Origin of the sequence: Rheinheimera sp. SA_1, assembly GCF_001669775.1 — a bacterium.
In the GTDB taxonomy this organism is placed as follows: domain Bacteria; phylum Pseudomonadota; class Gammaproteobacteria; order Enterobacterales; family Alteromonadaceae; genus Pararheinheimera.
Genome location: NZ_LXWK01000020.1, coordinates 159,187 through 183,360 on the forward strand (window position 1 = coordinate 159,187; position 24,174 = coordinate 183,360).

The window sequence follows — 24,174 nt, forward strand, 5'->3', positions numbered from 1 at the left end:
GAACAGGAGTCACCGATCATGCACCATGGATCTCAATGCGCCGCCTTGGTTTTAGGTTTGTTATTAAGCGGTTGTCAGCCAGCACAGCAAGCTGCGGCGCCGGTGTCAGCTGGTTCTGACATTCAAGCTGCGCCAGTCGCCAGCTTTGACTGGTTTGATTATCAGGGCAAGGACCCGATATTCGCCGCACCTTTGCCGGCCGGTACTTTCCAGAACCCGGTGCTGGCCGGCTTTTATCCGGATCCAAGCATTACCCGCCGTGGTGATGACTATTACATGGTGGCATCTTCTTTTACTTATGCGCCGGGCTTACCGATTTTACATAGCCGCGATTTGGTGAACTGGACTTTGCTCAGCTACGCCTTAACCCGCCCCACGCAGATGGATTTTGCTGGTTTACAGGTCTCGCGTGGCATTTTCGCGCCGACGATGCGTTACCATCAGGGCACTTTTTACCTCATCACCACAGTGGTCGACCGGGGTGGTAATTTTATTCTGACCGCTACCGATCCGGCCGGGCCATGGTCAGACCCAATCTGGTTGCCGGAAATTGAAGGTATTGATCCGGATATCTTTTTTGATGACGATGGCAAGGTGTATATCGCTCATAACGGTGATGTCCCTGGCGGGCAGTTGTATGAAGGTCACAAGGGCATTTGGTTGTGGGAATATGATCCGATCGCCAAAAAAGTGCTGCCAGAATCGAAAAAATTACTGGTGAATGGTGGCGTTGACCTTTCAACCAAACCGATTTGGATTGAAGCGCCGCACCTGTATAAAGTCGACGGCTGGTATTATTTACTCTGCGCTGAAGGCGGCACTGCCGACCAGCATTCAGCGGTGATTTTCCGCAGCAAAAGCCTGAACGAGCCTTTTGTACCGCACACCGTCAACCCTATTCTGACCCAACGCGATTTAGCGGCTGACCGGCCAGACCCTGTCACCACCGCTGGCCATGCCGACTTTGTACAAACCCCGGATGGCGATTGGTGGGCGGTATTTTTGGCAGCGCGCACTTATGATCAAATCTACTTTAACAGTGGCCGCGAGACCTTTGTGCTGCCAGTGAGCTGGGCTGATGGCTGGCCGCTGATTTTAAAACAAGGTGAAACTATTCCGTATCGTCCGGCGGTGCCAAAAGTGAGCACAACCCCAGCCGTAGCGGCAGCAATACCAGGCAAACTGCCACCATCACCACTGACCGGCAATTTTAACTGGCGTGATGAATTCAGCAGCCCAGAGCTGGATATTCAGTGGAACTTGCTGCGCGAATTTGATCAAAGCTGGTTAAAGCTTGATGACGACAAGCTGCAAATCCAGGCGAAACCAGCGGGCCTCGATAGCATGTTACAACCGGCATTTGTATCGCGTCGCCAACAACATATGCATTATGAAAGCAGCACCCAGTTGCAGGTACCGGCTGCTGGAATATCTGCGGGTATGGTGGCCTTTCAGAATGAGCAATATCACTATTATCTGGGTGTCCGCCAACAAGCCGACCAAACCCAGGTCTTTCTGGAGCAAGCAGCAGGCGCTGCACCAAAACAGTTACTGAGCCAAAACTTGCCAGCTGCTGCCAGTGTAAAACTCAAAATCAGCGGTCAGGCCGGGCAAATCAGCTTTTATTACGCGGTGGACAATGGCGAATGGCAAGCTCTTGGCCCAGTGCAAGATGGCAAACTGCTCAGCACCCAGGTCGCCACTGGTTTTGTCGGCACGATGCTGGGTTTGTATAGCCGTCAGGAAATCCCGACCACGAGCTCAGGAAAAACTGAATGATTCGGCGACGTTCGCGAGCGTTAGCGACTATATTCAGCGTTTTTTGCTGGTTGATATGCAGTTTTAGCACGCTGGCGCTACCGGGCGATTATTTGGTGAAAGCTACACCCGCTGCCAGTGATTTCCCGCTGGTGGCGGCCAAACAACAGGCGGACATTTATATCGACGCTGCAGACTATCCGGGTCTGCAGCGTGCGGTCAAAAGTCTGCAGCAGGATATTCAGAATGTTAGCGGCCGCAAGTTACAGTCCGGCAGCAAATCCAAGACAACCAACCTTGTGATCATCGGCAGCCTGGGAAAAAGCGCGCTGTTGGATCAGTTAATCAGCCAAGGCAAACTGGATGTCAGCGCCATTACCGGTCGCTGGGAAGCTTATCAAATTCAGTTGCTGCAAAACCCGCTGCCGGGTGTCGAGCAAGCGCTGGTGATTGCCGGCAGCGATAAACGAGGTGCTATTTTTGGCGTTTATGATTTGGCCGAAACCATCGGCGTGTCGCCCTGGCACTGGTGGGCCGATGTACCGGTCGCCAAAAACCCGAGCCTTTATATCAAAGCTGGCACCTTCATCACAGATGCGCCGAAAGTAAAATATCGTGGCATTTTCCTGAATGACGAACATCCGGCGCTCAGCAACTGGGTGGCGGAAAAATTCGGCAACTATAACCATCAGTTTTATCAGCATGTATTTGAGTTGTTACTGCGCCTCAAAGCTAACTTTTTATGGCCCGCGATGTGGAATAACGCCTTTGCTGATGATGACCCGCAAAACATGCTGCTGGCTGATGAAATGGGCATTGTGATGAGTAATAGCCACCACGAGCCGATGCTGCGCGCCGACAAAGAATGGAATCGTTATGGCAAAGGGCCGTGGGAATATTCCAGTAATCGCGACAACATCTACAAGTTTTGGCAAGAAGGCGCCAAGCGCCACCAACAACTGGAAAGTATCTTTACCCTGGGCATGCGCGGGCAAGAAGATGAGCCGATGAGTGAAGGTGAGAATATCGGCTTGCTGGAACAAATCGTCGCCGATCAACGGCAAATTCTGCAAGATACTTTCAAAGATCGGCCAGTCAGCGATATTCCGCAAGTCTGGGCGCTGTATAAAGAAGTGCAGGGTTTTTATGAGCGTGGCATGCGGGTGCCAGACGATGTCACTTTGCTGTGGGCCGATGATAATTTTGGCAATATCAGAAGGTTACCGACCAAAGACGAACGTAGCCGCCAAGGTGGCGCCGGAGTTTATTATCATTTTGATTATGTTGGCAATCCGCGGGAATACCGCTGGATCAACACAGTACCGCTGGCGAAAATCTGGGAGCAAATGAATTTGGCCTGGCAATTTCAGGCTGACAGGATTTGGATAGTGAATGTTGGTGATTTAAAACCAATGGAACTTCCAACCGACTTTTTCCTGCGCATGGCCTGGGATCCCACCAACTTTAACGCCGATAATCTGCAGCAATTTGCCAGCAACTGGGCGGCGCAGCAGTTTGGCGCGCCGCTAAAGCCTGAACATGCCGACACCATAGCGCGGCTGCTGCAAGGCTATACGCACCATAATGGCCGGCGTAAACCCGAAGCGGTGGAACCTGATACCTACAGTATTTTCCATTATGGCGAAGCAGAGCGCGTCAGCGCTGAACTGGCGGAATTAGTGGCGGCGTCCGATGCGCTGGAACCGTTGTTGGCAGACAGGCAGCGCGATGCTTATGTGCAGTTGGTGTCGCATCCGCTCAAAGCCAGTCGGGCGATGTTTGAACACAATCGCGCGCTGGCGATGAATCGTTTACATGGCGAGCAAGGCCGCGCCAGCACCAACTATTGGGCGGCGCAGGTAAAATTCTGGTTTGATGAAGATGCCAGACTCACCGACCTTTATCACAAATTGGGCAACGGTCGTTGGAACCATATGATGTCGCAGCCGCATTTGGGTTACACCTATTGGCGCAATCCAGATGCGAATTTAATGCCGGTGGTGGCCGTCGCGACACCGCAACCGGTAGCCGATATGGGCGTGATGGCTGAAGGTTCGCCGTTGTCGTGGCCGATCAGTGAATATCAGGGCAAAAACCTCAGTTTATTACCGTTTTATCCGCAGGGTCAGCGTGAGCGTCAGCTGGAAATATTTAACAAAGGCACCACACCTTTTGAATTTAAAGCCACAGCCTCCAAGCCCTGGATCACCTTAAGCCAACAAAGTGGCAGTGTCAGCGAACAGCAAACTATCGCGGTGTCTATTGATTGGGACAAAGCCGAAGCCGGTGAAAATGTCGGTGAAGTGCATGTGCAGGGCACCGGTTGGGGCGGCGCCAAAATTAAGGTGACAGCGCACAAAACCGCGGCGTTGGCAGGTCATGGTTTTGTTGATGCCGATGGTTATATTGCGATAGATGCAGCAAGCGGCAAAGTATTGGCGAACAATTCCAAACGCTGGTGGCAAAAAGTGCCAGGTCTTGGTCGGGGTGATGCGGCAATGGCGGCGATGACCGAACTGAATTATCAGGTCGGCAGCACGCAAGTAGCAATTCAGCAATCGGCAGCATTGGAGTACCCTTTGTTGCTCAATCAAGCCGGCACTTTTACTCTGCATGTGATCATTGCACCGACTCTGGATGTAGTACCGGGTCGTGGTCTGCGCTTTGCAGTAGCCCTGAATGACCAGCCGCCACAGTTAATCGACACGCTTAAAGATCGCAGCAACCAAGCCTGGCAGCAAGCAGTGCTGGACGGCGTACGCACAGTGCAAATTCCATTGCAGTTTAACCAGGCCGGAGCACATAAACTGCGGATTTATCTGGTTGATCCGGCACTGGTGCTACAAAAGCTGCTCCTCGATACCGGCGGTTTACGGCCTAGTTATCTGGGGCCATTGCAAAGTCCTTATGTTGGGAGTTCAGAATGAATTTAAAGTTGGCATCGATGCTATTCGGAATTGCCTTGCTGTTAAGTCAGGCAGTCCAGGCCACTGCTGCACCCTCGTTACAGCAGGCCTATCAGCCGTTTTTCCATATCGGCACTGCGGTGAGTCTGGCGCAACTTCAGCCATCTAACCAAAACCAACGAGATTTAATCGCGCAGCACTTTAACAGCCTGACCGCCGAAAACCTGATGAAATGGGAGGAAATCCAACCGACTGAAGGCAACTTTGTGTTCGAAGCTGCCGATCAGCTGGTGGCTTTTGCTGAACAACATCGGATGTGGCTGGTCGGCCATACGATCCTGTGGCATGAACAAACCCCGGACTGGGTGTTTCAAGGCCCGGATGGTAAACCAGCCAGCCAAGCTTTGTTACTCGCCAGATTAAAAAAGCATATCCAAACTGTGGTCGGTCGTTACCAAGGTCGGGTACATGGCTGGGATGTAGTGAATGAAGCGCTGAATGAAGATGGCAGTCTGCGCGATACGCCGTGGCGAAAAATTCTGGGTGATGATTACATTGCCACCACTTTTGCGCTGGTGCATAAGGTCGACCCCAAAGCCAAACTCTATTACAACGACTACAACCTGTATAAACTGGAAAAACGCGCCGGGGTGCTGCGGATCATCCAGCAACTGCAGCAAAAAAATGTACCTATTCATGCAATTGGCGAGCAAGCGCATTATGGCCTTGATTCGCCCAAATTGCAGGAAGTAGAAGACTCGATCAACGCCTTTGCTGCCACCGGCCTCGACGTAATGCTGACCGAACTGGAAATTTCAGTACTACCGTTTCCGCCTGGCATGACACCAGGCGCCGATATCAGTCAGCATCAGGAACTGCAACAACAGCTGAATCCTTATCGCGATGGCTTACCAAAAACCGTCGAACAGGCCTGGCAACAACGGTATCTGGATCTGTTTTCGCTGTTATTGCGCCAGCAGCAAAAACTAGACCGGGTGACGTTTTGGGGTTTAGATGATGGCCAAAGCTGGCGCAATAACTTTCCAATGCGCGGTCGTACCGATTACCCGCTGCTGTTTGATCGCAAGCTGCAAGCCAAACCGCTATTGAGCGCACTGATCAAACTGGCAGAAACTCAAGCCTCAGCCAAGCCGAAAGTAAATCAGCTCGGTTTTGCACCACATGCGCAAAAATTGCTGGTGGTGCCGGGGCGGCAGGCGGTGCCGTTTCAAGTCAACAACCAAAGCAGCGGCAAAACGGTGCTGCAAGGCCAAAGTTCGGCGGCTAAGTTTTGGCCGGAATCAGGTGAATGGGTCAGTATCGCCGACTTTTCGACCTTAACAACCCAAGGGCGTTATCAGGTTGAGGTGGCTGGATTAACCCCAATCACCGTCGAGATTGCCGCAGAACCTTATGCCCAACTGCATGATGCTGCGGTCAAAGCTTATTATTTTAACCGCGCCTCGATGGCGCTGGAGCCAAGATTTGCCGGGCCTTGGGCGCGTGCCGCGGGTCATCCCGACACGCAAATTCAGGTGCACGCTTCAGCTGCATCCGACCATCGTCCGGCTGGTTTTGAGCTCAGCGCCGCCAAAGGCTGGTATGACGCTGGTGATTACAACAAATACGTGGTTAATTCCGGTATTACCAGTTTCACTCTGTTGCAGGCCTGGCAGGACTTTGCTGATTTTTATCGCGACAGAAGCTGGAATATTCCGGAATCGACCAACGACTTACCGGATATTCTTGATGAAACCTTGTGGAATCTGCAGTGGTTAAGCGCGATGCAAGATCCAAACGATGGTGGGGTTTATCACAAGCTGACCGAACTGAATTTTTCCGGCACCCTAATGCCGGATCAAGTCACAGCACAGCGTTATGTGGTGCAAAAAACTACGGCGGCGGCACTGAATTTCGCAGCAGTAATGGCCAAAGCCAGTCGCACTTTCACCGAATTTGAAACTCAGCTGCCCGGTCTTTCGCAGCAGTATCGTCAGCAAGCGCTGCTCGCCTGGCAGTGGGCAAAGCAACATCCAGACAGCATTTATCAGCAGCCAAAGGACGTCAGCACCGGCGCTTACGGCGACAAACAACTGGCCGATGAATGGGCCTGGGCTGGCGCCGAACTGTATTTGTTAACCAACGACCGGAGCTATCTACAGCCACTGCTGGCGCTGGAAACACCGATTAAAGCAGCGTCCTGGGCCAATGTTGGTGCGCTGGGTTATTTTGCTTTGGCATCTGCTACACAGCTTGAGCCTGCACTTCGAAAAAAAGTGCAGCAAGCCATCCAGCAAGCTGCGACGCAAATTATGGCCGAACATCAGGCTTCGGCCTATCAGGTAGCGATGAGCAAAAATGATTTTGTCTGGGGCAGCAATGCGGTGGCGATGAACAAAGCCATCTTGTTGTATCAGGCCTGGAAAATCGCCCCGCAACCTGAACTACAACAAGCAATGCAAGGGTTGCTGGATTACGTACTAGGCCGTAATCCGCTGCAGCTGTCTTATGTCACCGGCTTTGGCCAACATAGTCCACTGAATATCCATCATCGCCCTTCGGCAGCAGATGCCGTCCAGGCGCCGATACCCGGTTGGCTTGTGGGTGGTGCGCAGCCAGGCAAGCAGGATAAGTGCACCTATTACGGTACTTTACCCGCTGCCGGCACTCAACCAGCGACGACTTATCTGGACGACTGGTGCAGTTACGCCACCAATGAAGTAGCGATTAACTGGAACGCACCTTTGGTGTATGTGACGGCAGCATTGTCACAGCAGATGCTATAGCAGGCAGATCTACCACTGCAGAACACTGTTTTATAACGAAAATGCCGGAACAGGTTCCCGCGCCAGACCAGCCCGGAAATCCGGAATTTGTTGTAACCATTGTCGGTAGGTGTAATTGGCGGCTTGATGCAAGGTTGCTACTTTGGCGGGCAAGTTGTGCAAAATATCAGCTTCAGTTTGCACTGAATGAAAATGTTGGTGCTTTAACAAGGCTTGCCGGTCTTGCTGACACCAGGCTTTGACACTGTCGGCGGTGACCTCCAGATGCGATTGCAATCCCAGATGCGGGCCGAATGAAAACGCTTTGTTCAGGCAATAACTGCCAAACAACAATCGCTTAGCCCCTCTTGGGATCTGAAAAGTTTCAAAATGCCAGTGAAACAGATTCAGCTCCTGCTGTGCACCAAACCATTGTCGCGCTTCCGGAAAAGCCGTCACCCGCACTGGATCCCAGCCAATTTGTGGCACTGCATTGGGGCGAACTTGTGCCCCCAATACTTTTGCCAGCAGCTGCCCGCCAAAACAATGCCCAAGTATAGGTCGATGTCGGTTTAGCGCATCCTGGACTAAGATTTCTTCCTGTCGAATCCACAAGTTAGCGTCATTGACACTGGCATTTGACCCAAGTAGCACCACCGCGCTGTAATCTTTACTGCTGACTGGCGGTGCTTCCCCCTGATCAATGGCAAATATCTGAGAGGGCAACTGCCATAAATCCAGATACGTTTGTAAATAGGCTGGGCCTTGGGTCGCGTCGTGCTGACAGATAGCGATGGGTTTAAACTGACTCAACATGGTGAATGTCCGGGTAATAAACACGACCCTATGATAGAAAAAGTCACTGCAAAAACGCTGTAAAATTAATGGCGGGAACAATAAAGGGATCGTAATTTTTTAGCTGACAACCGCTGATTTTGGCCAATCAGCTGCAGGAAAGCGCATCGCTTGAAACTTTGTTTGCAATAGCCGCTATATCCTTGTTTATCTTGAATGTCATTGATACCCCAGCGCTTCGAGTGCAGCCGCGATGTCTTGTCGCAACATGCTGACATCCTGGTTTTGCCGGTACACTAAGTAGCTGACCTGCAGTTGATTGTAGATTTTGTTCAGACCTGGTGTGGGTTCATCAGCAAACAGCTTCTGCCATTCGTCTTCCGCTTCAACCCAGGAAACAGGTAGCTTTTCAGTCTGCCTTTTCGCTAACACCAGATCAATCTGTTGCAGCATCACAGCGATGTTGTCTGCAGCCGATTGCTGTTTCATCACCATGGATTGTTGCGCGCTGCTGAACGGGATGCTGAGTGTTACCAGCAGCAATATCAGATAAAGTTGTTTCATCACGTACTCCGTTGAATGGGTTTAGAAAGCCCGGCTGTAGCCAAGCGCGATAAAGTCGAGGCCAGGATTCGGTTTTTTAAAGCCGGCGTTGGAATAGTGCAGATACCGTAAACTGATGGAATCTTCGTGATTCAGCCGATAAATCAGCCCCAGGCGGTCTTCAAACTGATAGTGGGTACTGACGTTTTTGCCGGCGAAAGTGGTATCGTCCAGCAAGGACACGCCGATGCCAAACTCAGCCAGCAGCTCTTGTTCAAAGACTTTACCGAGCGAGAAGGTCAGTACCGGCGAGACGGCCAGCACCACATTCTGGTCAGTATCGTTTTCAGGACCAAAGCGCCAGAAGTTGGCGCTCATTTCAAAACTTACCGTGCCCGCGAATCCATAGTCCTGCAGATGCTGGGTAAAAAATGCTGACTCACGTTGCACCGCAACTTTCAGCCCTTGCACATCACCTTCGCCCTGCACATAAGCGACATGCAGCTGATGCCGTGGTTGCGTTGCCATGCTGTGTTGTGGCGCAGCCTGCAGCGGTTGCGGCAACCCTACCAGCAGCATGATGGCGAACAAGCCTTGCAACAAAGGTTTGCGCCAAAGCCATGCGTTAAGTGGTGTAAAAGCGGACATTTTGAACTCCAATTGATTGCATTGATGCGTTGGAGTGCTATTATCTGGAACTAATGGCAACATTTAGTGCTAAAATTATTGCAGAACGTGCCAATTTTCCAAAAGGAGGAGCGATGAACGGGATACTAGACAAAACCTCAGGGTGCTCGATTGAGCCGTCGTCAACGCAGCCGCATGTCGATCGACTGACGCCGCTGCTGGCGCATTTTTCGCCCAAAGCCGCGCTGCATTTCCATGGTAAAAGCTGCGATCAATCCTCGTTTTGCCCGAAAGGAGACCAATCTTATTTGCATCTGGTCGAAAGTGGCAGCGGCAGTATCTTGCTGGATCAACAAGAGATCGCGATTGTCGAACCTTGTTTAATTTATCTGCCACGGGGCGATGCCCATAGTTTTAAAAGTCTGGCGCCTGACAGTCTGCAGCTGTATTGCGCGACGATCGATGCCGGACAGGTCGCAGGAAATCCTATTCTGACGGCATTACCAGCCATTAAAGTCATTCCGCTTTCTGCCTGCAGCTCGTTACGCGAACTGATCCAGATGATCTGGCGCGAGAACACCGCCATGTACTGTGGCCGGGAAGCGGCGGTAAACCGCTTAACTGAGTACCTGCTTATTTTATTGCTGCGACATATTCTAAGCGATAATCCACCGCAATCCGGGCTGATGGCAGGTTTGGCCGATCGCAAGTTAGCGCTGGTGTTTAACGCCTTACACAAACAACCGCAACTGGATTGGGATTTAGAACAAATGGCGCAAGAAGCCGGCATGTCCCGCGCCAGATTCGCCGAACATTTTCGGAAAGTGGTGGGATGTACACCTAATGATTATCTGACCCAGTGGCGACTGACGCTGGCCCGTAAACAACTACTGGCTGGTGAGTCACTGAAACAGGTGGCGCCAGCGGTCGGCTACCAAAGTGTCGCAGCCTTTCACAGAGTCTTTCGCAGCCGGTTTGGCCAAACCCCAAAAGAGTGGTTGCATGGCATGAGTCCGCATGCGGCTTAAGGCAAACGGATAGGTAATTAAATAGGGGTCAATGACAGCGGTAGGGAAACAACTTGGTGGTTCGCCCCCCTAGCAGATAAGGCTGTTGCTATCGGTCAAGCAGCCCACGGTTTAGGCGCCCGATGCTCTGGATTTGATGCCCGCTTCTGTTCGATTTTTGCCAGGATTAAGCTAAGCTAATTTACGCAATTAGGCAGTATTCATTTAAATAACAAAGCTGATGAGGAGAACTCATGAACCATAAAGCAATGTTGTTATCTATCTGTACACTTCTAGTTTGTAGCGTAACTGCAATAGCACAAGATATTGGAATTATCGCCACAAAGACCGTTGATACCATGACTGAACTGGCGCAAGGGCCGCATAAAGGGTTCCGTGCAAACCATGCCAAGGGTACATTTGTCGCAGGAACTTTCACCCCAGGTACCGAAGCTAAAAAATTGAGTGCAGCTCCGCATTTTCAGACGGCGGTGCCAGTGGTCGTAAGGTTTTCCACAGGTACAGGCGTTCCAACATTGCCGGATGCATCACCACATGCGCGACCTTACGGCATGGCGATTCGGTTTAACCTTCCTGATCGCAGTTTCACCGACATTGTCAGTATTTCCTATAACGGCTTTCCGGTGAGCAAGCCTGAACAGTTCCTCGAGTTGTTGACTGCGATCAAAAACGCCCCCACTGAAACGACAAAACCCACAGCATTAGACAAATTTATGGCTGCTCATCCAGCTGCGGCAACCTTTGCCAAGGATCCCAAACCAGTTCCGATGAGTTTTGCGAATCAGCCTTTTTTCGGCGTCAATAGTTTCATTTTTGAAGATCTGAACGGTAAGCAACAATATTTCCGCTATAGAATTGTGCCGAAAGCTGGCATCAAGCATATGGCTGATCCAGATGCGGAAAAAGCGACGGCGGATGTATTAATGAGCGAGATCCAAACACGGGTCATTGCTGCACCGGTCGAATTCTTATTGCAAGCTCAGCTGCCAAATCATGGCGACGCTTTATTGGACGGCAGCCAGACCTGGCCGGATGATCGTACCATCGTTGAGCTTGGGACCATAAAGCTGGATTCAATACCTGCTGACGTGACCCAACTTGATAAACAAATGTTTAACCCATTAATTCTGCCGAAAGGCATTGTTGCAAGTGCAGATCCGGTATTACAGTTCCGACCCGCAGCTTATGCAGTGAGTTATGGCCGCAGGCTGTGATTTCAGAAAAACCAGTTGATGGTTAACAATTTAAAAATGTACACATAACCACATCTGAATAATTTGCCTCAACACAAGATATAAACAAAAAAGCCTCTAAAATTAGAGGCTTATATCTATGATTAACTAAAGCTAACCAAGGTGCCGATTAAAATGGAATATCGTCATCAAAATCAATAGATGGTTCCATCGGCGCGCGGTTTTGCTGGCCAAAACCACCTTGGGCTGGCTGGTTAAAACCTTGCTGCGCCGGGGCCTGATTGTAGGCAGGCTGGGCTGGTTGTTGGTTGTAGGCGGGTTGTGGCGGTGCCTGATTATAAGCCGGTTGCGCTGGCTGTTGATTGTAAGCAGGCTGTGGTGGCGCCTGATTATAAGCCGGTTGCGGCGGGGCCTGATTGTAGGCCTGTGGTGCTGCTGGCTGATTGTAACCTTGTTGCGGCGCTTGTTGTGGGCGGGCCTGGCCTTGCATTGTACCTGGTTGTGGTGAGAACACCGCACCTAACCGGGCATCCAGAATTTCAATCGACAGGTTTAAGCCATTGGCGCCCTGGAACTGACGGATACGCTGTTTGTCACCGGAAACTTCGATAATTGCACCTTCTACCAGTGCTTGCTGATAGAACTGAATTTGTGCCGGCGCTTTGGCAAACACCACGGCTTCGTAATTACACCATTGTTCGGTTTTACTTTCGCGGTCGTAGTACTTCACACCTAAACGCAAACCAAAACCTGTGGACTCACCTGCCTGAAATTGTGATGCGGCTTTATTTAACTTGCCGGTTACCGTTGTTGCCATTGCTGCTCTACCTTCTGTTAATTGAACTGAAACGCGCTGCCGCTGTGTCTTCGCCGACCGGTCGTGATGCCGTCGGCTTTGCCTGTGAAAACAACACAGTGTATTCGCCAGCAACAGCTGTTCAGTGTGTAAATTCTTTTGGATTCGTTAATCGGGTGTAAATATTACACCGGTACCAACCACTACATCGTATTGGTGCAAGCTGAGTCAACTACGCAGTCGTTTCAACCATTTACCTTGGGTAATCTGTCAACCTTTCGCAGCACCAACTCATACGTAGTACCACATCTTTGCTGCGACAAACTTTTATCACAAAAGCCCTCAGGCTTTTTGTTCCGGTACTATGCCGGTCGCCAGCAAATCCTGCGCCTGCTGCAGATTAAATGCGCCTTGGGCGACCTTTAAATAACAACGTTGTTCAGCGACCACCACCGTGGCTTCCTGCACGCCAGTTAACTGACTGAGTAGCTCAGCATAATGCCTGGCTGTGTGATCGTCGGGTACCATCACCGCAAACGACAAGCGTTGCGCGCGCTCTGGCACTTGCATGGTTTTGGCAATAATCAGCCATAGTAAACCAATTCCGGCGGCCACCGCAAATACCATCACCAGTCCATAATAACCGGCAATACTGCCACCGATCACCCCACCAAGGAAGGCGCCGAAAAACTGCGCACTAGCGTAAATACCCATGGCGGTGCCTTTTTGACCGGCTGGCGCAATACGGGAAACCAAGGCCGGCATGCTGGCTTCTAAATAGTTAAAACCAACAAAAAACAATAATAAACCGGCAACAGTCCAGCTGAGCTGCTGGCCATTAATCATTAACAATAAACTTACAATCAGCAAGCCAATCGCGAATAAAAAATAACTTTTTTCCTGCTGACGGCGCATCGCCAGGATCATCAGCGGCACCATCAACACAAAAGCCGCGACCAGCACCGGCAAATACACCTGCCAATGCTCTGGCGATTCAAGATGCAGATCAATCAGTTGCTGTGGCAGCACCACAAATATGGCGGTCAGCAGTAAGTGTAAAATCATCACGCCGGCATTAAGTTGTAATAATTGCCGATGCCGGAATAAATCAATTAAAAAACCTGGTTTGGCCAAAGCTTCGCTGTCGCGAGCCTGATTCACCGCTTTTGGCACTAAAAAGGTGACAATTAAAACCCCGGTCACCGCAAGCACGGCGGTAAACCAGAATATGCCGGCAAGGCCAGCCGCTTCAGCAATCAAAGGCCCGGCGACCATGGCCACCGCAAAAGACAGGCCGATGGTCATGCCGATCACGGCCATCACTTTAGGTCGTTGTTCTTCGCGGGTTAAATCTGCGGCCAGCGCCAGTACCGCGCCGGAAATGGCGCCCATACCCTGCAGCACGCGGCCAAAAGTGACCATATACACTGAATCGGCCAGCGCCGACACCACCGAACCCACTGCAAATAACGTCAGGCCCAACAGCATCACCTGATGACGGCCCCAGCGGTCCGATAACCAGCCCATCGGAATTTGTAAAATCGCCTGAGTCAGACCATAAGCGCCAATCGCCAGACCGATCCATAACGGCGAAAAGCCAATCAAGTCTTTGCCATAAATGGCAAACACCGGGATCAGCATAAATAAACCTAACATCCGAAAAGCAAACACCAGCGCCAACGAGATGGCGGTGCGCCGTTCCAGTGCTGTTAAATGTTGCATCAATGATTCTCGAAATGAAAACGCCGTGGACTGCGGATTTGAACTTGAGATTCCGAAGTGCGGCCGACGACAAAGGGCGGCATTGTAGCACAGCAGTTTCGCCGCAGGTATGTTGGTTCTGTTTGCAAAAGCCAACAACTCTGCGCTGAATATTTGCGTCAATCCCGCTTGAATTGACTTCGTATCTGAAGTTAGTCGGGCAAAGTCTTTATTGTGGCTATTTGAATAAAATGAATGATTGTAAGTGAGCCTGAGAAGGCCAAGCAAAGAAGTATTCGCTGCCTGGCACAGATTTGAACTACTGTAGAATTTTAGCGAGTTCCTGCAGCATCGCATAGGCGGCCGTGCAGGTACTGGCTGTGGCTGATACTGTCAATCCGCCAATACTACCGGTGACTGTGCAACTGCTCGTCACTGTTTCAGCGTCAGTGTCGCGGGAAACCGTCTGAGAAATATTAAGAATTTGAAATTTCAGGTTATTGATACCCTGTTCCTGAAAATATTCAATTTCAGCAATGATTTCCGGATTGTCTTTGAAAAACCGCTCCAGCATTTGCTTATTCGAAATCTTCGAAGATGGTATCGAACTAGTCAAAACGATATTTGGATCTGAGAAACCTTGATGTCTCTCAGCCAAACTTAGTGGCGAAAAAACAAGCATCAAAGTGCTTGCAGCTATTTTCAATAAATGCATCACATTAATCCTTAATGTAGTTTTAACACGTCAGTCATAGCTTGAAATACGAAGCCTCCGACCAGAATGACGGTATCAAAAAACGCATTAAAAAAATCAGCGCGTTTACATTTATCACAAAAATATCAAAATGTTGGTGTTTTCTAACTAGTAGATTTGGCGGGTATATTATTCAGCGGTATTTTGACGCCTTTTTTTAAGTGAAGTCTGCAACTTCCATTTTAGGAGATCACAGCCGTCTATACCCAAAATCATTGAAGATTCGGGTAGGCGACGAGCGAGCGAGTCCCCAGGAGCATAGCTGTCTATGTGACTCGGGTGAGAGAGAAGGCAACAACCCCGAATCTTCAAGGATGACGGGTATATTCACTCTGCCGCGATTTCAATCCGGCAACGCCCCAAATCTTTGGCCCGGTACAAAGCCTGATCGGCGCGTTTCAGCTGGCTGGCGAAGTCGTAATCCGGGCCAAAATTGGCGATGCCAATGCTGATCGACAGCTTTTGCGAACTTTGCGCCAGCACAGCCAGCTGCATAGCATTGACTGCCGCTAATAACCGCTCTGCCACCAATTTTGCCTGTTCGGTGGAAGTTTGTGGCAGAAACAGTAAAAACTCTTCACCACCAAAGCGCGCCAGCACATCACTTTCCCGCAGTTGTAGAGCTAAAGTATCCGCTACTTCGACCAACACCAGATCACCGACATCATGGCCGTGTGCATCGTTAATCTTTTTAAAAAAATCTAAGTCAACCATCAACAGCGCTGCATGTTGTTGTTTTCGCTGTAAATATGACAAGCAAGCGCGAATAGATTCCAGCATGCCGCGCCGATTCAGCAAGCCTGTCAGCGGGTCGTGCAGCGCTTCGCCTTTAAGTTTTAATTCGGTTTCTTCCATATAACTGGTAATGGCAAAAATGCCGTATGCCACCATCACGCCGGGCCAAATCACCTGAGTCACCAGCAGGCTGGAAAACAGCCATTCTGGTGCGAACAGCAACAATACCGATCGACTGGCACAGACCAGCAACCACACCAGCATCGCGCCTACATAAAGTTGATCAGAAAAAGTCCGTGGCTGTTTTTTAAACCAAAATAACCAGCACACTGGAGCTATCGCTAAGGTCGTAAACAACGTTTGGCCATGTAACACATATGCCTGCAGGCCCTGTACTGCAAAATAGCTGTAGTAGCAGGCATGTAGCAACATACCGCTGATGACCAATGGCCACTTTACCGTTGAGCCTGCGCGGCGCATTGCGAATGCCAACACCAGCCAGACGTTGATACAAGAGGTTGCACAGGATAAAAATAGCGCCAGCGGCTGATCTTGCCAGACATAAAATAGCCAGCTGAGGGAATCAAAAAAGAATAATAACTGCAGTAATAACAAGCTTTGCCGGTGTTGGACCTGCAAATGAATACGAAAACTGGCGAGAAAAAAAACCACGCCAATCTGCGCCATACCTAAGCTATAAATTTGTTCTGCAGTCATCAGGGCCGGACAGAAAATCGGCGGATAAACTCAGATTAGCCTTGTGTCACACCGAACGCAACAAAAGGGACAGTCAATGGTACGCTCGGTTCAGAATTGAAATGGTTCCAGCTTTAGCACAGGCGCGTCTCTCGCGATTTGCTTAGAACACGGGTTTGCAGTGGCAGTTTGTCCTGTCTACCACCTTGCTAAATTGCATGTGTTTATATACAGTATTTATGTGTAGTGCTGATGCACAGTGTTTGGCAAATAATCGGCACCTGCAACTGATCTGATCATGCGCTGCTGTCATAATGGCTTTGCCTTTGGTTTATTTTAACCATCGAACACACATTAAGCTGAATAAGCATTTCGAAAAGTGTGGCAGCCGCCGCCTGTTGTTCCGTCAGCCTGCTCAACCAGGCCACAGAGACTGTTATGGACAAAATTGATATCCGCGGTGCCCGCACCCACAACTTAAAAAACATTTCGCTGCAAATTCCGCGCGACAAACTCATCGTAATCACCGGTTTGTCCGGATCCGGCAAGTCGTCATTGGCTTTTGATACGCTTTACGCCGAAGGTCAGCGCCGTTATGTTGAATCATTGTCAGCCTATGCACGGCAGTTTTTAAGTCTGATGGAAAAGCCGGATGTTGATCATATTGAAGGTTTATCGCCGGCGATTTCAATTGAGCAAAAGTCCACCTCGCATAACCCGCGTTCAACCGTCGGTACCATCACCGAAATATACGATTATCTGCGGTTATTATTCGCCCGCGTTGGCGAGCCACGTTGCCCGACTCACGATTTACCTTTAGCTGCGCAAACCATCAGCGAGATGGTCGACAAAGTGGTGGCCTTCCCTGAAGGCACCAAGCTCATGGTGTTAGCGCCAGTGGTGCAGGAGCGTAAAGGCGAACACGTCAAAACGCTGGAAACCCTGGCTGCGCAAGGTTATATCCGTGCCCGTATTAATGGTGAAATTTGCGATTTATCTGATCCGCCAAAACTCGATTTACATAAAAAACACACCATTGAAGTGGTCATCGACCGGATTAAAGTCCGTGATGATATTAAGCAGCGTCTCGCCGAAAGTTTTGAAACCGCGTTGGAACTGTCCGGCGGCATCGCCAAAGTGGCGCCGATGGATGTGGAACCAGGTCAAAGCACGGACGAGCTGATTTTCTCTGCTAATTTTGCCTGCCCAACATGTGGTTATTCGATGGCGGAACTCGAGCCACGACTGTTTTCGTTTAATAACCCGGCCGGTGCCTGTCAGGCTTGTGATGGCCTTGGCGTGAAACAATATTTCGACGCTAACAAAGTCATTGTCAGTAGTGATCTCAGCTTATCCGCCGGTGCCATCCGCGGCTGGGATAAACGCAATTTTTATTATTTTCAGATGTTAAAGTCACTGGCTGAGCATTATGGTTTTGATGTCGACGTGCCTTTTAATAGTCTGAAAAAAGAACATCAACAAGCCATTTTAAGCGGCAGTGGCCGTAAAGAAATTGAGTTTAAATACCTGAACGATCGTGGTGATATTGTCCTTAGAAAACACCCATTTGAAGGTATTTTGCCGAACATGGAGCGGCGTTATCACGACACTGAATCCAACGCAGTACGTGAAGAACTATCGAAATATCTGGCCAGCCAATGTTGCCCGGTGTGTAACGGTTCGCGCTTACGCGAAGAAGCACGCCATGTGTTTATTGGTAAAACCACCTTGCCACAAATCGTTGAGCTGTCGATTGGCGATTGCCACCAGTATTTCACTAAGCTCAGCCTGACCGGTCAGCGCGCGCAAATTGCTGAAAAAATCCTGAAAGAAATTCAGGACCGGCTGATGTTTTTGGTCAACGTTGGTTTGAACTATTTAAACCTATCCCGCAGCGCCGAAACCTTATCCGGCGGTGAAGCGCAGCGCATCCGCCTCGCCAGTCAAATCGGCGCTGGTTTAGTCGGCGTGATGTACGTGCTGGACGAACCTTCAATTGGCCTGCACCAACGCGACAACGACCGTTTACTTGGCACGCTTACCCACCTGCGTAATCTCGGTAACACGGTGATCGTGGTCGAGCACGACGAAGATGCGGTGCGCCTCGCTGACCATATTATCGACATTGGCCCTGGCGCCGGTGTGCATGGCGGTTATGTGGTGGCACAAGGCACCTTGGCGGATATCGAAGCGGCCGAAGATTCGCTCACCGGCCAGTATTTGTCCGGCAAACGCAAAATTGCTATTCCGGACAAACGCCATGTTGGAAAAAAAGGCAAAGAATTAAAGGTGTTAGGCGCAACCGGCAATAACCTGAAAAACGTCGACTTAACCATTCCATTTGGCGTGATGACCTGTATTACCGGCGTCTCCGGCTCGGGTAAATCGACACTGATTAACGACACACTATTTCGGGTGGCGCATAAAGTACTGAACAAAGGCGAAGGTGACGATCCGGCGCCACACCGCACCATTGAAGGTTTAGAGCACTTTGATAAATGCGTTGATATTGATCAAAGCCCAATCGGTCGCACGCCACGCTCTAACCCAGCCACTTACACCGGCATTTTTACTGCCGTGCGTGATTTATTCGCCGGTACCCAGGAAGCGCGCTCGCGCGGTTATCAGGTCGGCCGTTTTAGCTTTAACGTCAAAGGTGGCCGCTGTGAAGCTTGTCAGGGCGATGGCGTGATCAAAGTAGAAATGCACTTCCTGCCGGACGTGTATGTGCCTTGTGATGTGTGCAAAGGCAAGCGTTACAACCGTGAAACGCTGGAAGTAAAATACAAAGGCAAAAACATTCACGAAGTGCTGGAGATGACGGTCGAAGATGCTTATGGCTATTTTGAAGCCATTCCGGCCATTGCCCGCAAACTGAAAACCCTGATGGACGTTGGCTTAACTTATATCCGTCTCGGCCAATCGGCGACTACTTTGTCTGGCGGCGAAGCACAACGGGTGAAACTGGCCCGCGAATTGTCAAAACGCGACACCGGCAAAACGTTATATATTCTCGATGAACCAACCACCGGCCTGCACTTTTACGACATTCAGCAGCTACTCAACGTGCTGCATAAATTGCGTGACGCCGGTAACACCATCGTGGTGATCGAGCACAACCTGGACGTAGTGAAAACTGCCGACTGGGTGGTCGATTTAGGCCCGGAAGGCGGCAACGGCGGCGGCGAAATTTTGATAGCCGGCACCCCGGAGCAAGTAGCGGCCTGCGAAAAATCTTATACCGGCCAGTATATGAAGCCGCTGCTGGCGAAGTAATTTGTTAATATAGGGGTCAGAGTCAATTGTTAACAGATTTCTGTTAACAATTGACTCTGACCCCACAATTTACATATAGCAGATGAAGCCCCTATGAAAAAACTCTCAGCCGTCCAACTGAAACAACAAGCCGCCGTGCTCTCAGCCGTCGAAGCACTGGAACAACAAGCTATCGTCGAACTACCTGGCGCAGTTCAGGGCTGGTTTAGCCTGGAATATGAAGCTTTTCCAATTTCATTGCTGGTGCGTCTGCAGTTTGCAACAGATGAAGCCCTTGCCGCAGCCCAACCCCAACTGCTGATCTGGCAAAAGCGTTTTAGTGGTTTGATGTTGAAAAAAGGCGTGATCCTCAAAGATATGCGCAAACACCTGGTGTTTACCTGTATGGGACCGGAAGACTAGACACAAAGCGCAACCTGACTTCGTAGCCTCCTACCAAAGACCAGCCACTTCCAACTCTTTGCAGCAAAATTCAGCCATTGGTCGCATCAGACTTTGCAAGTTGCAGCTTGGCTGGCATGGTTACATCGATGCAACTAAATTAACTAAAAAGGAATACAAGATGAGGATTGCTTTGGTCACCCTAGCGCTGTTGAGTACCGGCTTGGTCCATTCCGCTCAGGCCAACACCGCTCCTGCAGCAACCAGTACGGCAACTGCATCGCAGACTGCAGACCCGTACTTGTGGCTGGAAGAAGTCGATAGCAAACCAGCAATGGACTGGGTTACGCAACAAAATGCAGTGTCGACCAAACAGCTCGAATCTTACCCAAAATACCAGCAATTTTATCAACAAACGCTGGAAGTGATGGACTCCCCCAATAACATCGATTTTCCAAGCCGTCAGGGCAAACATCTCTACAACTTTTGGCGTGATGCGAAACATCAGCGCGGTATTTACCGCCGCACCACCGCAGAAAGTTATGCCAGCGGCAAACCGGTCTGGGAAACGGTGCTGGATATTGATGCGTTAGCCAAAACCGAAAACGAAAACTGGGTTTATAAAGGCATGAACTGTCTTTATCCGGAATATAAACGCTGCCTGGTGAATTTATCCCGCGGTGGCGCGGATGCAACAGTCGTACGTGAATTTGATATCACCACTGGTAGTTTTGTCAAAGATGGGTTTTCGCTGCCTGAAGCCAAAAGCAGTATTAGTTGGATTGACCAAAACAGCGTTTACGTTGGTACTGATTTTGGCACTGGCAGTATGACCGCTTCCGGCTATCCGAAAACAGTGAAGATCTGGCAACGTGGCACTGCGCTTTCAGCCGCAGTAACTTTGTATGATGGTGCAGCAACCTCGGTCAGCATCGGTGCTTATCGTAGTTTTGGTGTTGATGGCTCCCATGATTTTGTTTATGAATCGACCAGTTTCTACACCAATAAAGCCTGGTTACGTCAGGGTGAAAAACTAATCGCCATTCCAAAACCTGACAGTGCAGATTTCAGTGGCATGATTTCCGGTCAAATTTTGCTGAAGTTAAAACAAGACTGGCCTGAGCATCAATTAAAACAAGGTTCGTTAGTGGCTATGCCGATCAGCGATATCGTCGCGGGAAAGCCGGTTGTGACATTGCTGTTAGAACCAACAGCGACCATGAGTATTCAGCGTGTCAGCAGAACCAAAGACCATGTGTTGGTGACGGTGCTGGACGATGTCAAAACCCGGGTGCTGAAACTGAGTTATCAAGACAACAACTGGCTCAGCACTGATTTGAAATTGGCTGACAACGCCAATATCAGCGTGTTTAACACCGAAGAAACCGACAATCTGTTCCACTATGTAGTGAATGGTTTCCTGACGCCGATGTCGTTACTGGCCAGCGATAGTGCGACCGGTAAATCGACACCACTGCGTCAGGCGCCAAGCTGGTTTGACGAAAGCAAATTTAAGGTTGAACAATTTAAAGCCAAATCCAAAGACGGCACTCTGGTTCCGTATTTTGTGGTGATGGCAAAAGATCTGAAACTCAATGGTAAAAATCCGACTTTGCTGTACGGCTATGGCGGTTTTAATGTGCCGATGACCCCAGGTTATTCTGCCAGCATTGGCCGCAGCTGGTTAATGGAAGGTGGTGTTTATGTGCTGTCGAACATTCGCGGTGGTGGCGAGTATGGCCCGGCCTGGCACCAGGCAGCCCAGCTACATCAGAAAATGAAGTCGTATGAAGACTTTGCCGCCATCGCTGAAGATTTGATTGCCCGTAATATCACCTCTCCCAAACACTTAGGGATTAAAGGCGGTTCCAATGGCGGTTTATTGACCGGTGCTTCGATGGTACTCAGACCTGAATTGTATGGCGCTGTCATCAGCCAGGTACCGCTACTCGATATGCAGCGTTACCATACACTGCTGGCCGGTGCATCCTGGATGGCCGAATATGGTGATCCTACTAAAGCGGAAGACTGGAAGGTGATTAAAACTTATTCGCCGTACCACAATGTCAAAGCTGGTGTGAAATATCCAACAGCGTTTTTCTACACCTCAACCCGTGATGACCGGGTTCACCCGGCCCATGCCCGGAAAATGGTGGCCAGAATGTTAGAACAGAAACACCCGGTGCTGTATTTCGAAAATATCGAAGGCGGCCATGCCGGAGCTGCGGACAATAAACAGTCTGCACGGATGTCGGCGCTGGAATACAGCTATTTGTGGCAACAACTGCAATAAGCAGTAGTCGTTATCGTGAGCACTTTGCAAGACGGCAGGGTGCTCACTCTTGTTATGTGACCATAGCCAAACCGGTTATTTGATCCGGCATCAACAAGCATCGATGTCTACGCCGCTTTGAATCCTTCGCTTGTCGTTTCTGATAAACATTAAAAATTCAGCAGCTTACTCATAGAAATACCCGATCAAAAAACTCTGACTATACTCAAAGCCATAGCTAAATTGTCGGTTTGGGGTGGCAGAACGTGGCAACGATTGAACAAAGTACTGATCAAAGTAATGGCCAAAGTACGGAACAGAATATCGGGCAACTAGAACATTTCGTCACTATCGGTTTGGCGCTGGCGCGGCAGACTGATCAAACCCAGTTATTAGAACAAATTCTGCAAAGTGCCCAGCAAATCAGTAAAGCCGAAGGCGGCACCATTTATCGTTGCAACGGTCAGCAACTGGAATTCGCTACTTTAATTAACCATCGCCTGGGTTTACATCAGGGCGGTACTTCCGGCGAAAGTCCACAACAAGCGCCGATTCCTCTTCTTATCGATGGCAAACCAAACGACAGTGCGGTGGTGGCAATTGCCGCCAATCAGCAACAACCTATTGTGATTGATGACGTGTATCAGAGCGCTTTGGTCAATCAGCAAAAAGCCCGCGATTTTGACCAGCAAATGGGTTATCGCACCCAATCAATGCTGACAGTCCCCCTGTTAGATCATCAAGCGGACGTCACCGGCGTGCTGCAGCTGATTAACTGCCTGAATGATGTTGGGCAGCCACAGCCATTTCCAGCTGAAGTACAGCGCCAAGTGCTGGCGCTGGCGTCTTTGGCGGCGATGGTGATCACCAACAAGCAGTTGGTACGCGATCTGGAAAATTTATTTGAAGCACTGTCACGGTTATTGGCCCAGGCCATTGATGAAAAGTCACCTTATACCGGCGGTCACTGCCGACGGGTGCCTGCGCTCACCATGATGCTGGCCGAAGCCTGCAGTGCAACCGACGAAGGGCCCATGGCCGGATTTGTGATGACACCGGCCGATGTGCACGAATTATCAGTCGCGGGCTGGCTGCATGATTGTGGCAAAATTGCCACGCCGGAATATGTGATGGATAAAGCCACCAAACTACATGGGTTACACGACAATATTGCCTTGGTGGCGGCTCGGTTTGAAATTGCCTCGCGGGACATCGAATTAAATTCACAGCTTGACGCGACCAGCAAAGCGCAACAATTAGAACAACTTCGGCTAGACCTGAGTTTTTTGCGCAGCAGCAATATCGGTGGCGAATTTATGTCGTGGGAATTGCAAAAACGGGTGCGTGAGATTGCTGAACGATATCAAATCAGCATCGGCGGTGTGACACAATCAGTGCTGACGGCTGATGAAGTCACCAATATGTGTGTTGAGCGCGGCACACTGAATAATGAAGAGCGCCGCATTATCAACCGTCATATTGAAGTCACTATCGATATGCTGGAGTCGCTGCCGTTCCCCAAACATCTGCGCAATGTGCCGGAATATGCCGGTGGTCACCATGAAAAAATGGACGGCACCGGTTATCCACGCGGCCTGAAAAAAGAGCAGATGTCGGTGCAGGCACGCATTATGGCGATTGCCGATATTTTTGAAGCACTGACGGCCAACGATCGACCCTACAAAAAAGCCAAAACCTTATCCGAATCGCTGCGGATTTTGGGTTTTATGGCGCAGGATCAGCATATTGATGTCGATTTATTCCGGGTGTTTATCGACAAAAAAGTCTATCTGCAATTTGCCGAAGAATTCCTGGGGCCGGAGCAAATCGATGACGTCGACTTCAACACCATCCCAGGCTGGCAATAATTTGCTGTCTTTGGATTTGCAACAGCAGATACAATATAACTGAGCAAATGCAGCTGCTTACAACTTGCTGGCTGCCACAA

General features: G+C 50.0%; 16 protein-coding genes. 9 read left to right on the forward strand and 7 right to left on the reverse strand.

Translation table 11 applies throughout. The features are described from left to right. Nucleotides 1-18 precede the first annotated feature (18 nt). From A5320_RS20460 to A5320_RS21835, 3 genes are read left to right on the forward strand one after another with little or no spacing between them, the layout of a single operon-like run. Entirely contained in the window at nucleotides 19-1,779 is a 1,761-nt protein-coding gene (locus tag A5320_RS20460) for a glycoside hydrolase family 43 protein (RefSeq protein ID WP_082971946.1), read from the forward strand. Further along, on the forward strand, nucleotides 1,776-4,685 hold the full coding sequence (locus A5320_RS20465) for a glycosyl hydrolase 115 family protein (RefSeq protein WP_068069639.1): 2,910 nt from the start codon (nucleotides 1,776-1,778) through the stop codon (nucleotides 4,683-4,685). The genes A5320_RS20460 and A5320_RS20465 overlap by 4 nt, the downstream gene beginning before the upstream one ends. Beyond that, entirely contained in the window at nucleotides 4,682-7,450 is a 2,769-nt protein-coding gene (locus tag A5320_RS21835) for an endo-1,4-beta-xylanase (protein ID WP_082971947.1), read from the forward strand. The genes A5320_RS20465 and A5320_RS21835 overlap by 4 nt, the downstream gene beginning before the upstream one ends. A 30-nt stretch (nucleotides 7,451-7,480) precedes the next feature. Here A5320_RS21835 and A5320_RS20475 read toward each other — a convergent pair whose 3' ends face one another. From A5320_RS20475 to A5320_RS20485, 3 genes are all read right to left on the reverse strand, one after another. Next, the gene (locus A5320_RS20475) at nucleotides 7,481-8,245 is read right to left on the reverse strand and encodes a type 1 glutamine amidotransferase (protein WP_068069640.1); all 765 of its coding nucleotides are present in this window, start codon (nucleotides 8,243-8,245) and stop codon (nucleotides 7,481-7,483) included. A gap of 198 nt (nucleotides 8,246-8,443) precedes the next feature. Next, nucleotides 8,444-8,788, reverse strand: coding sequence for a hypothetical protein (locus A5320_RS20480; protein WP_068069642.1), 345 nt, complete (start codon nucleotides 8,786-8,788; stop codon nucleotides 8,444-8,446). A gap of 21 nt (nucleotides 8,789-8,809) precedes the next feature. Next, nucleotides 8,810-9,415, reverse strand: a complete 606-nt coding sequence (locus A5320_RS20485) for an acyloxyacyl hydrolase (protein WP_082971948.1) — start codon at nucleotides 9,413-9,415, stop codon at nucleotides 8,810-8,812. Between the two features lie 113 nt (nucleotides 9,416-9,528). Here A5320_RS20485 and A5320_RS20490 point away from each other — a divergent pair, with 113 nt between their 5' ends. Beyond that, nucleotides 9,529-10,422: an AraC family transcriptional regulator gene (locus A5320_RS20490; protein ID WP_197490230.1), complete on the forward strand. Its 894-nt coding sequence runs from the start codon at nucleotides 9,529-9,531 to the stop codon at nucleotides 10,420-10,422. 233 nt (nucleotides 10,423-10,655) lie between these two features. Then, on the forward strand, nucleotides 10,656-11,636 hold the full coding sequence (locus A5320_RS20495) for a catalase family peroxidase (RefSeq protein ID WP_068069644.1): 981 nt from the start codon (nucleotides 10,656-10,658) through the stop codon (nucleotides 11,634-11,636). A gap of 148 nt (nucleotides 11,637-11,784) precedes the next feature. On the opposite strand, the gene A5320_RS22180 is transcribed toward A5320_RS20495, so the two are convergent. From A5320_RS22180 to A5320_RS20515, 4 genes are all read right to left on the reverse strand, one after another. Then, on the reverse strand, nucleotides 11,785-12,432 hold the full coding sequence (locus tag A5320_RS22180; RefSeq protein ID WP_068069646.1) for a hypothetical protein: 648 nt from the start codon (nucleotides 12,430-12,432) through the stop codon (nucleotides 11,785-11,787). A gap of 321 nt (nucleotides 12,433-12,753) precedes the next feature. After that, the gene (locus tag A5320_RS20505; protein ID WP_082971950.1) at nucleotides 12,754-14,469 is read right to left on the reverse strand and encodes an MFS transporter; all 1,716 of its coding nucleotides are present in this window, start codon (nucleotides 14,467-14,469) and stop codon (nucleotides 12,754-12,756) included. Continuing rightward, on the reverse strand, nucleotides 14,432-14,827 hold the full coding sequence (locus A5320_RS20510) for a hypothetical protein (RefSeq protein ID WP_068069649.1): 396 nt from the start codon (nucleotides 14,825-14,827) through the stop codon (nucleotides 14,432-14,434). The genes A5320_RS20505 and A5320_RS20510 overlap by 38 nt, the downstream gene beginning before the upstream one ends. A 366-nt stretch (nucleotides 14,828-15,193) precedes the next feature. Next, nucleotides 15,194-16,318, reverse strand: a complete 1,125-nt coding sequence (locus A5320_RS20515) for a GGDEF domain-containing protein (RefSeq protein ID WP_068069650.1) — start codon at nucleotides 16,316-16,318, stop codon at nucleotides 15,194-15,196. Between the two features lie 417 nt (nucleotides 16,319-16,735). Here A5320_RS20515 and uvrA point away from each other — a divergent pair, with 417 nt between their 5' ends. The 4 genes from uvrA (at nucleotide 16,736) to A5320_RS20535 (ending at nucleotide 24,094) form a co-directional block, all read left to right on the forward strand. Next, on the forward strand, nucleotides 16,736-19,573 hold the full coding sequence (uvrA, locus tag A5320_RS20520; protein WP_068069708.1) for an excinuclease ABC subunit UvrA: 2,838 nt from the start codon (nucleotides 16,736-16,738) through the stop codon (nucleotides 19,571-19,573). A gap of 93 nt (nucleotides 19,574-19,666) precedes the next feature. Further along, entirely contained in the window at nucleotides 19,667-19,975 is a 309-nt protein-coding gene (locus A5320_RS20525; RefSeq protein ID WP_068069652.1) for a hypothetical protein, read from the forward strand. A 160-nt stretch (nucleotides 19,976-20,135) separates the two neighbouring features. Then, the gene (locus tag A5320_RS20530; RefSeq protein ID WP_068069655.1) at nucleotides 20,136-22,247 is read left to right on the forward strand and encodes a prolyl oligopeptidase family serine peptidase; all 2,112 of its coding nucleotides are present in this window, start codon (nucleotides 20,136-20,138) and stop codon (nucleotides 22,245-22,247) included. A 245-nt stretch (nucleotides 22,248-22,492) separates the two neighbouring features. Continuing rightward, nucleotides 22,493-24,094 (forward strand): HD domain-containing phosphohydrolase, encoded by a 1,602-nt coding sequence (locus A5320_RS20535; protein ID WP_231916798.1) that lies wholly within the window; start codon nucleotides 22,493-22,495, stop codon nucleotides 24,092-24,094. Nucleotides 24,095-24,174: the final 80 nt, after the last annotated feature.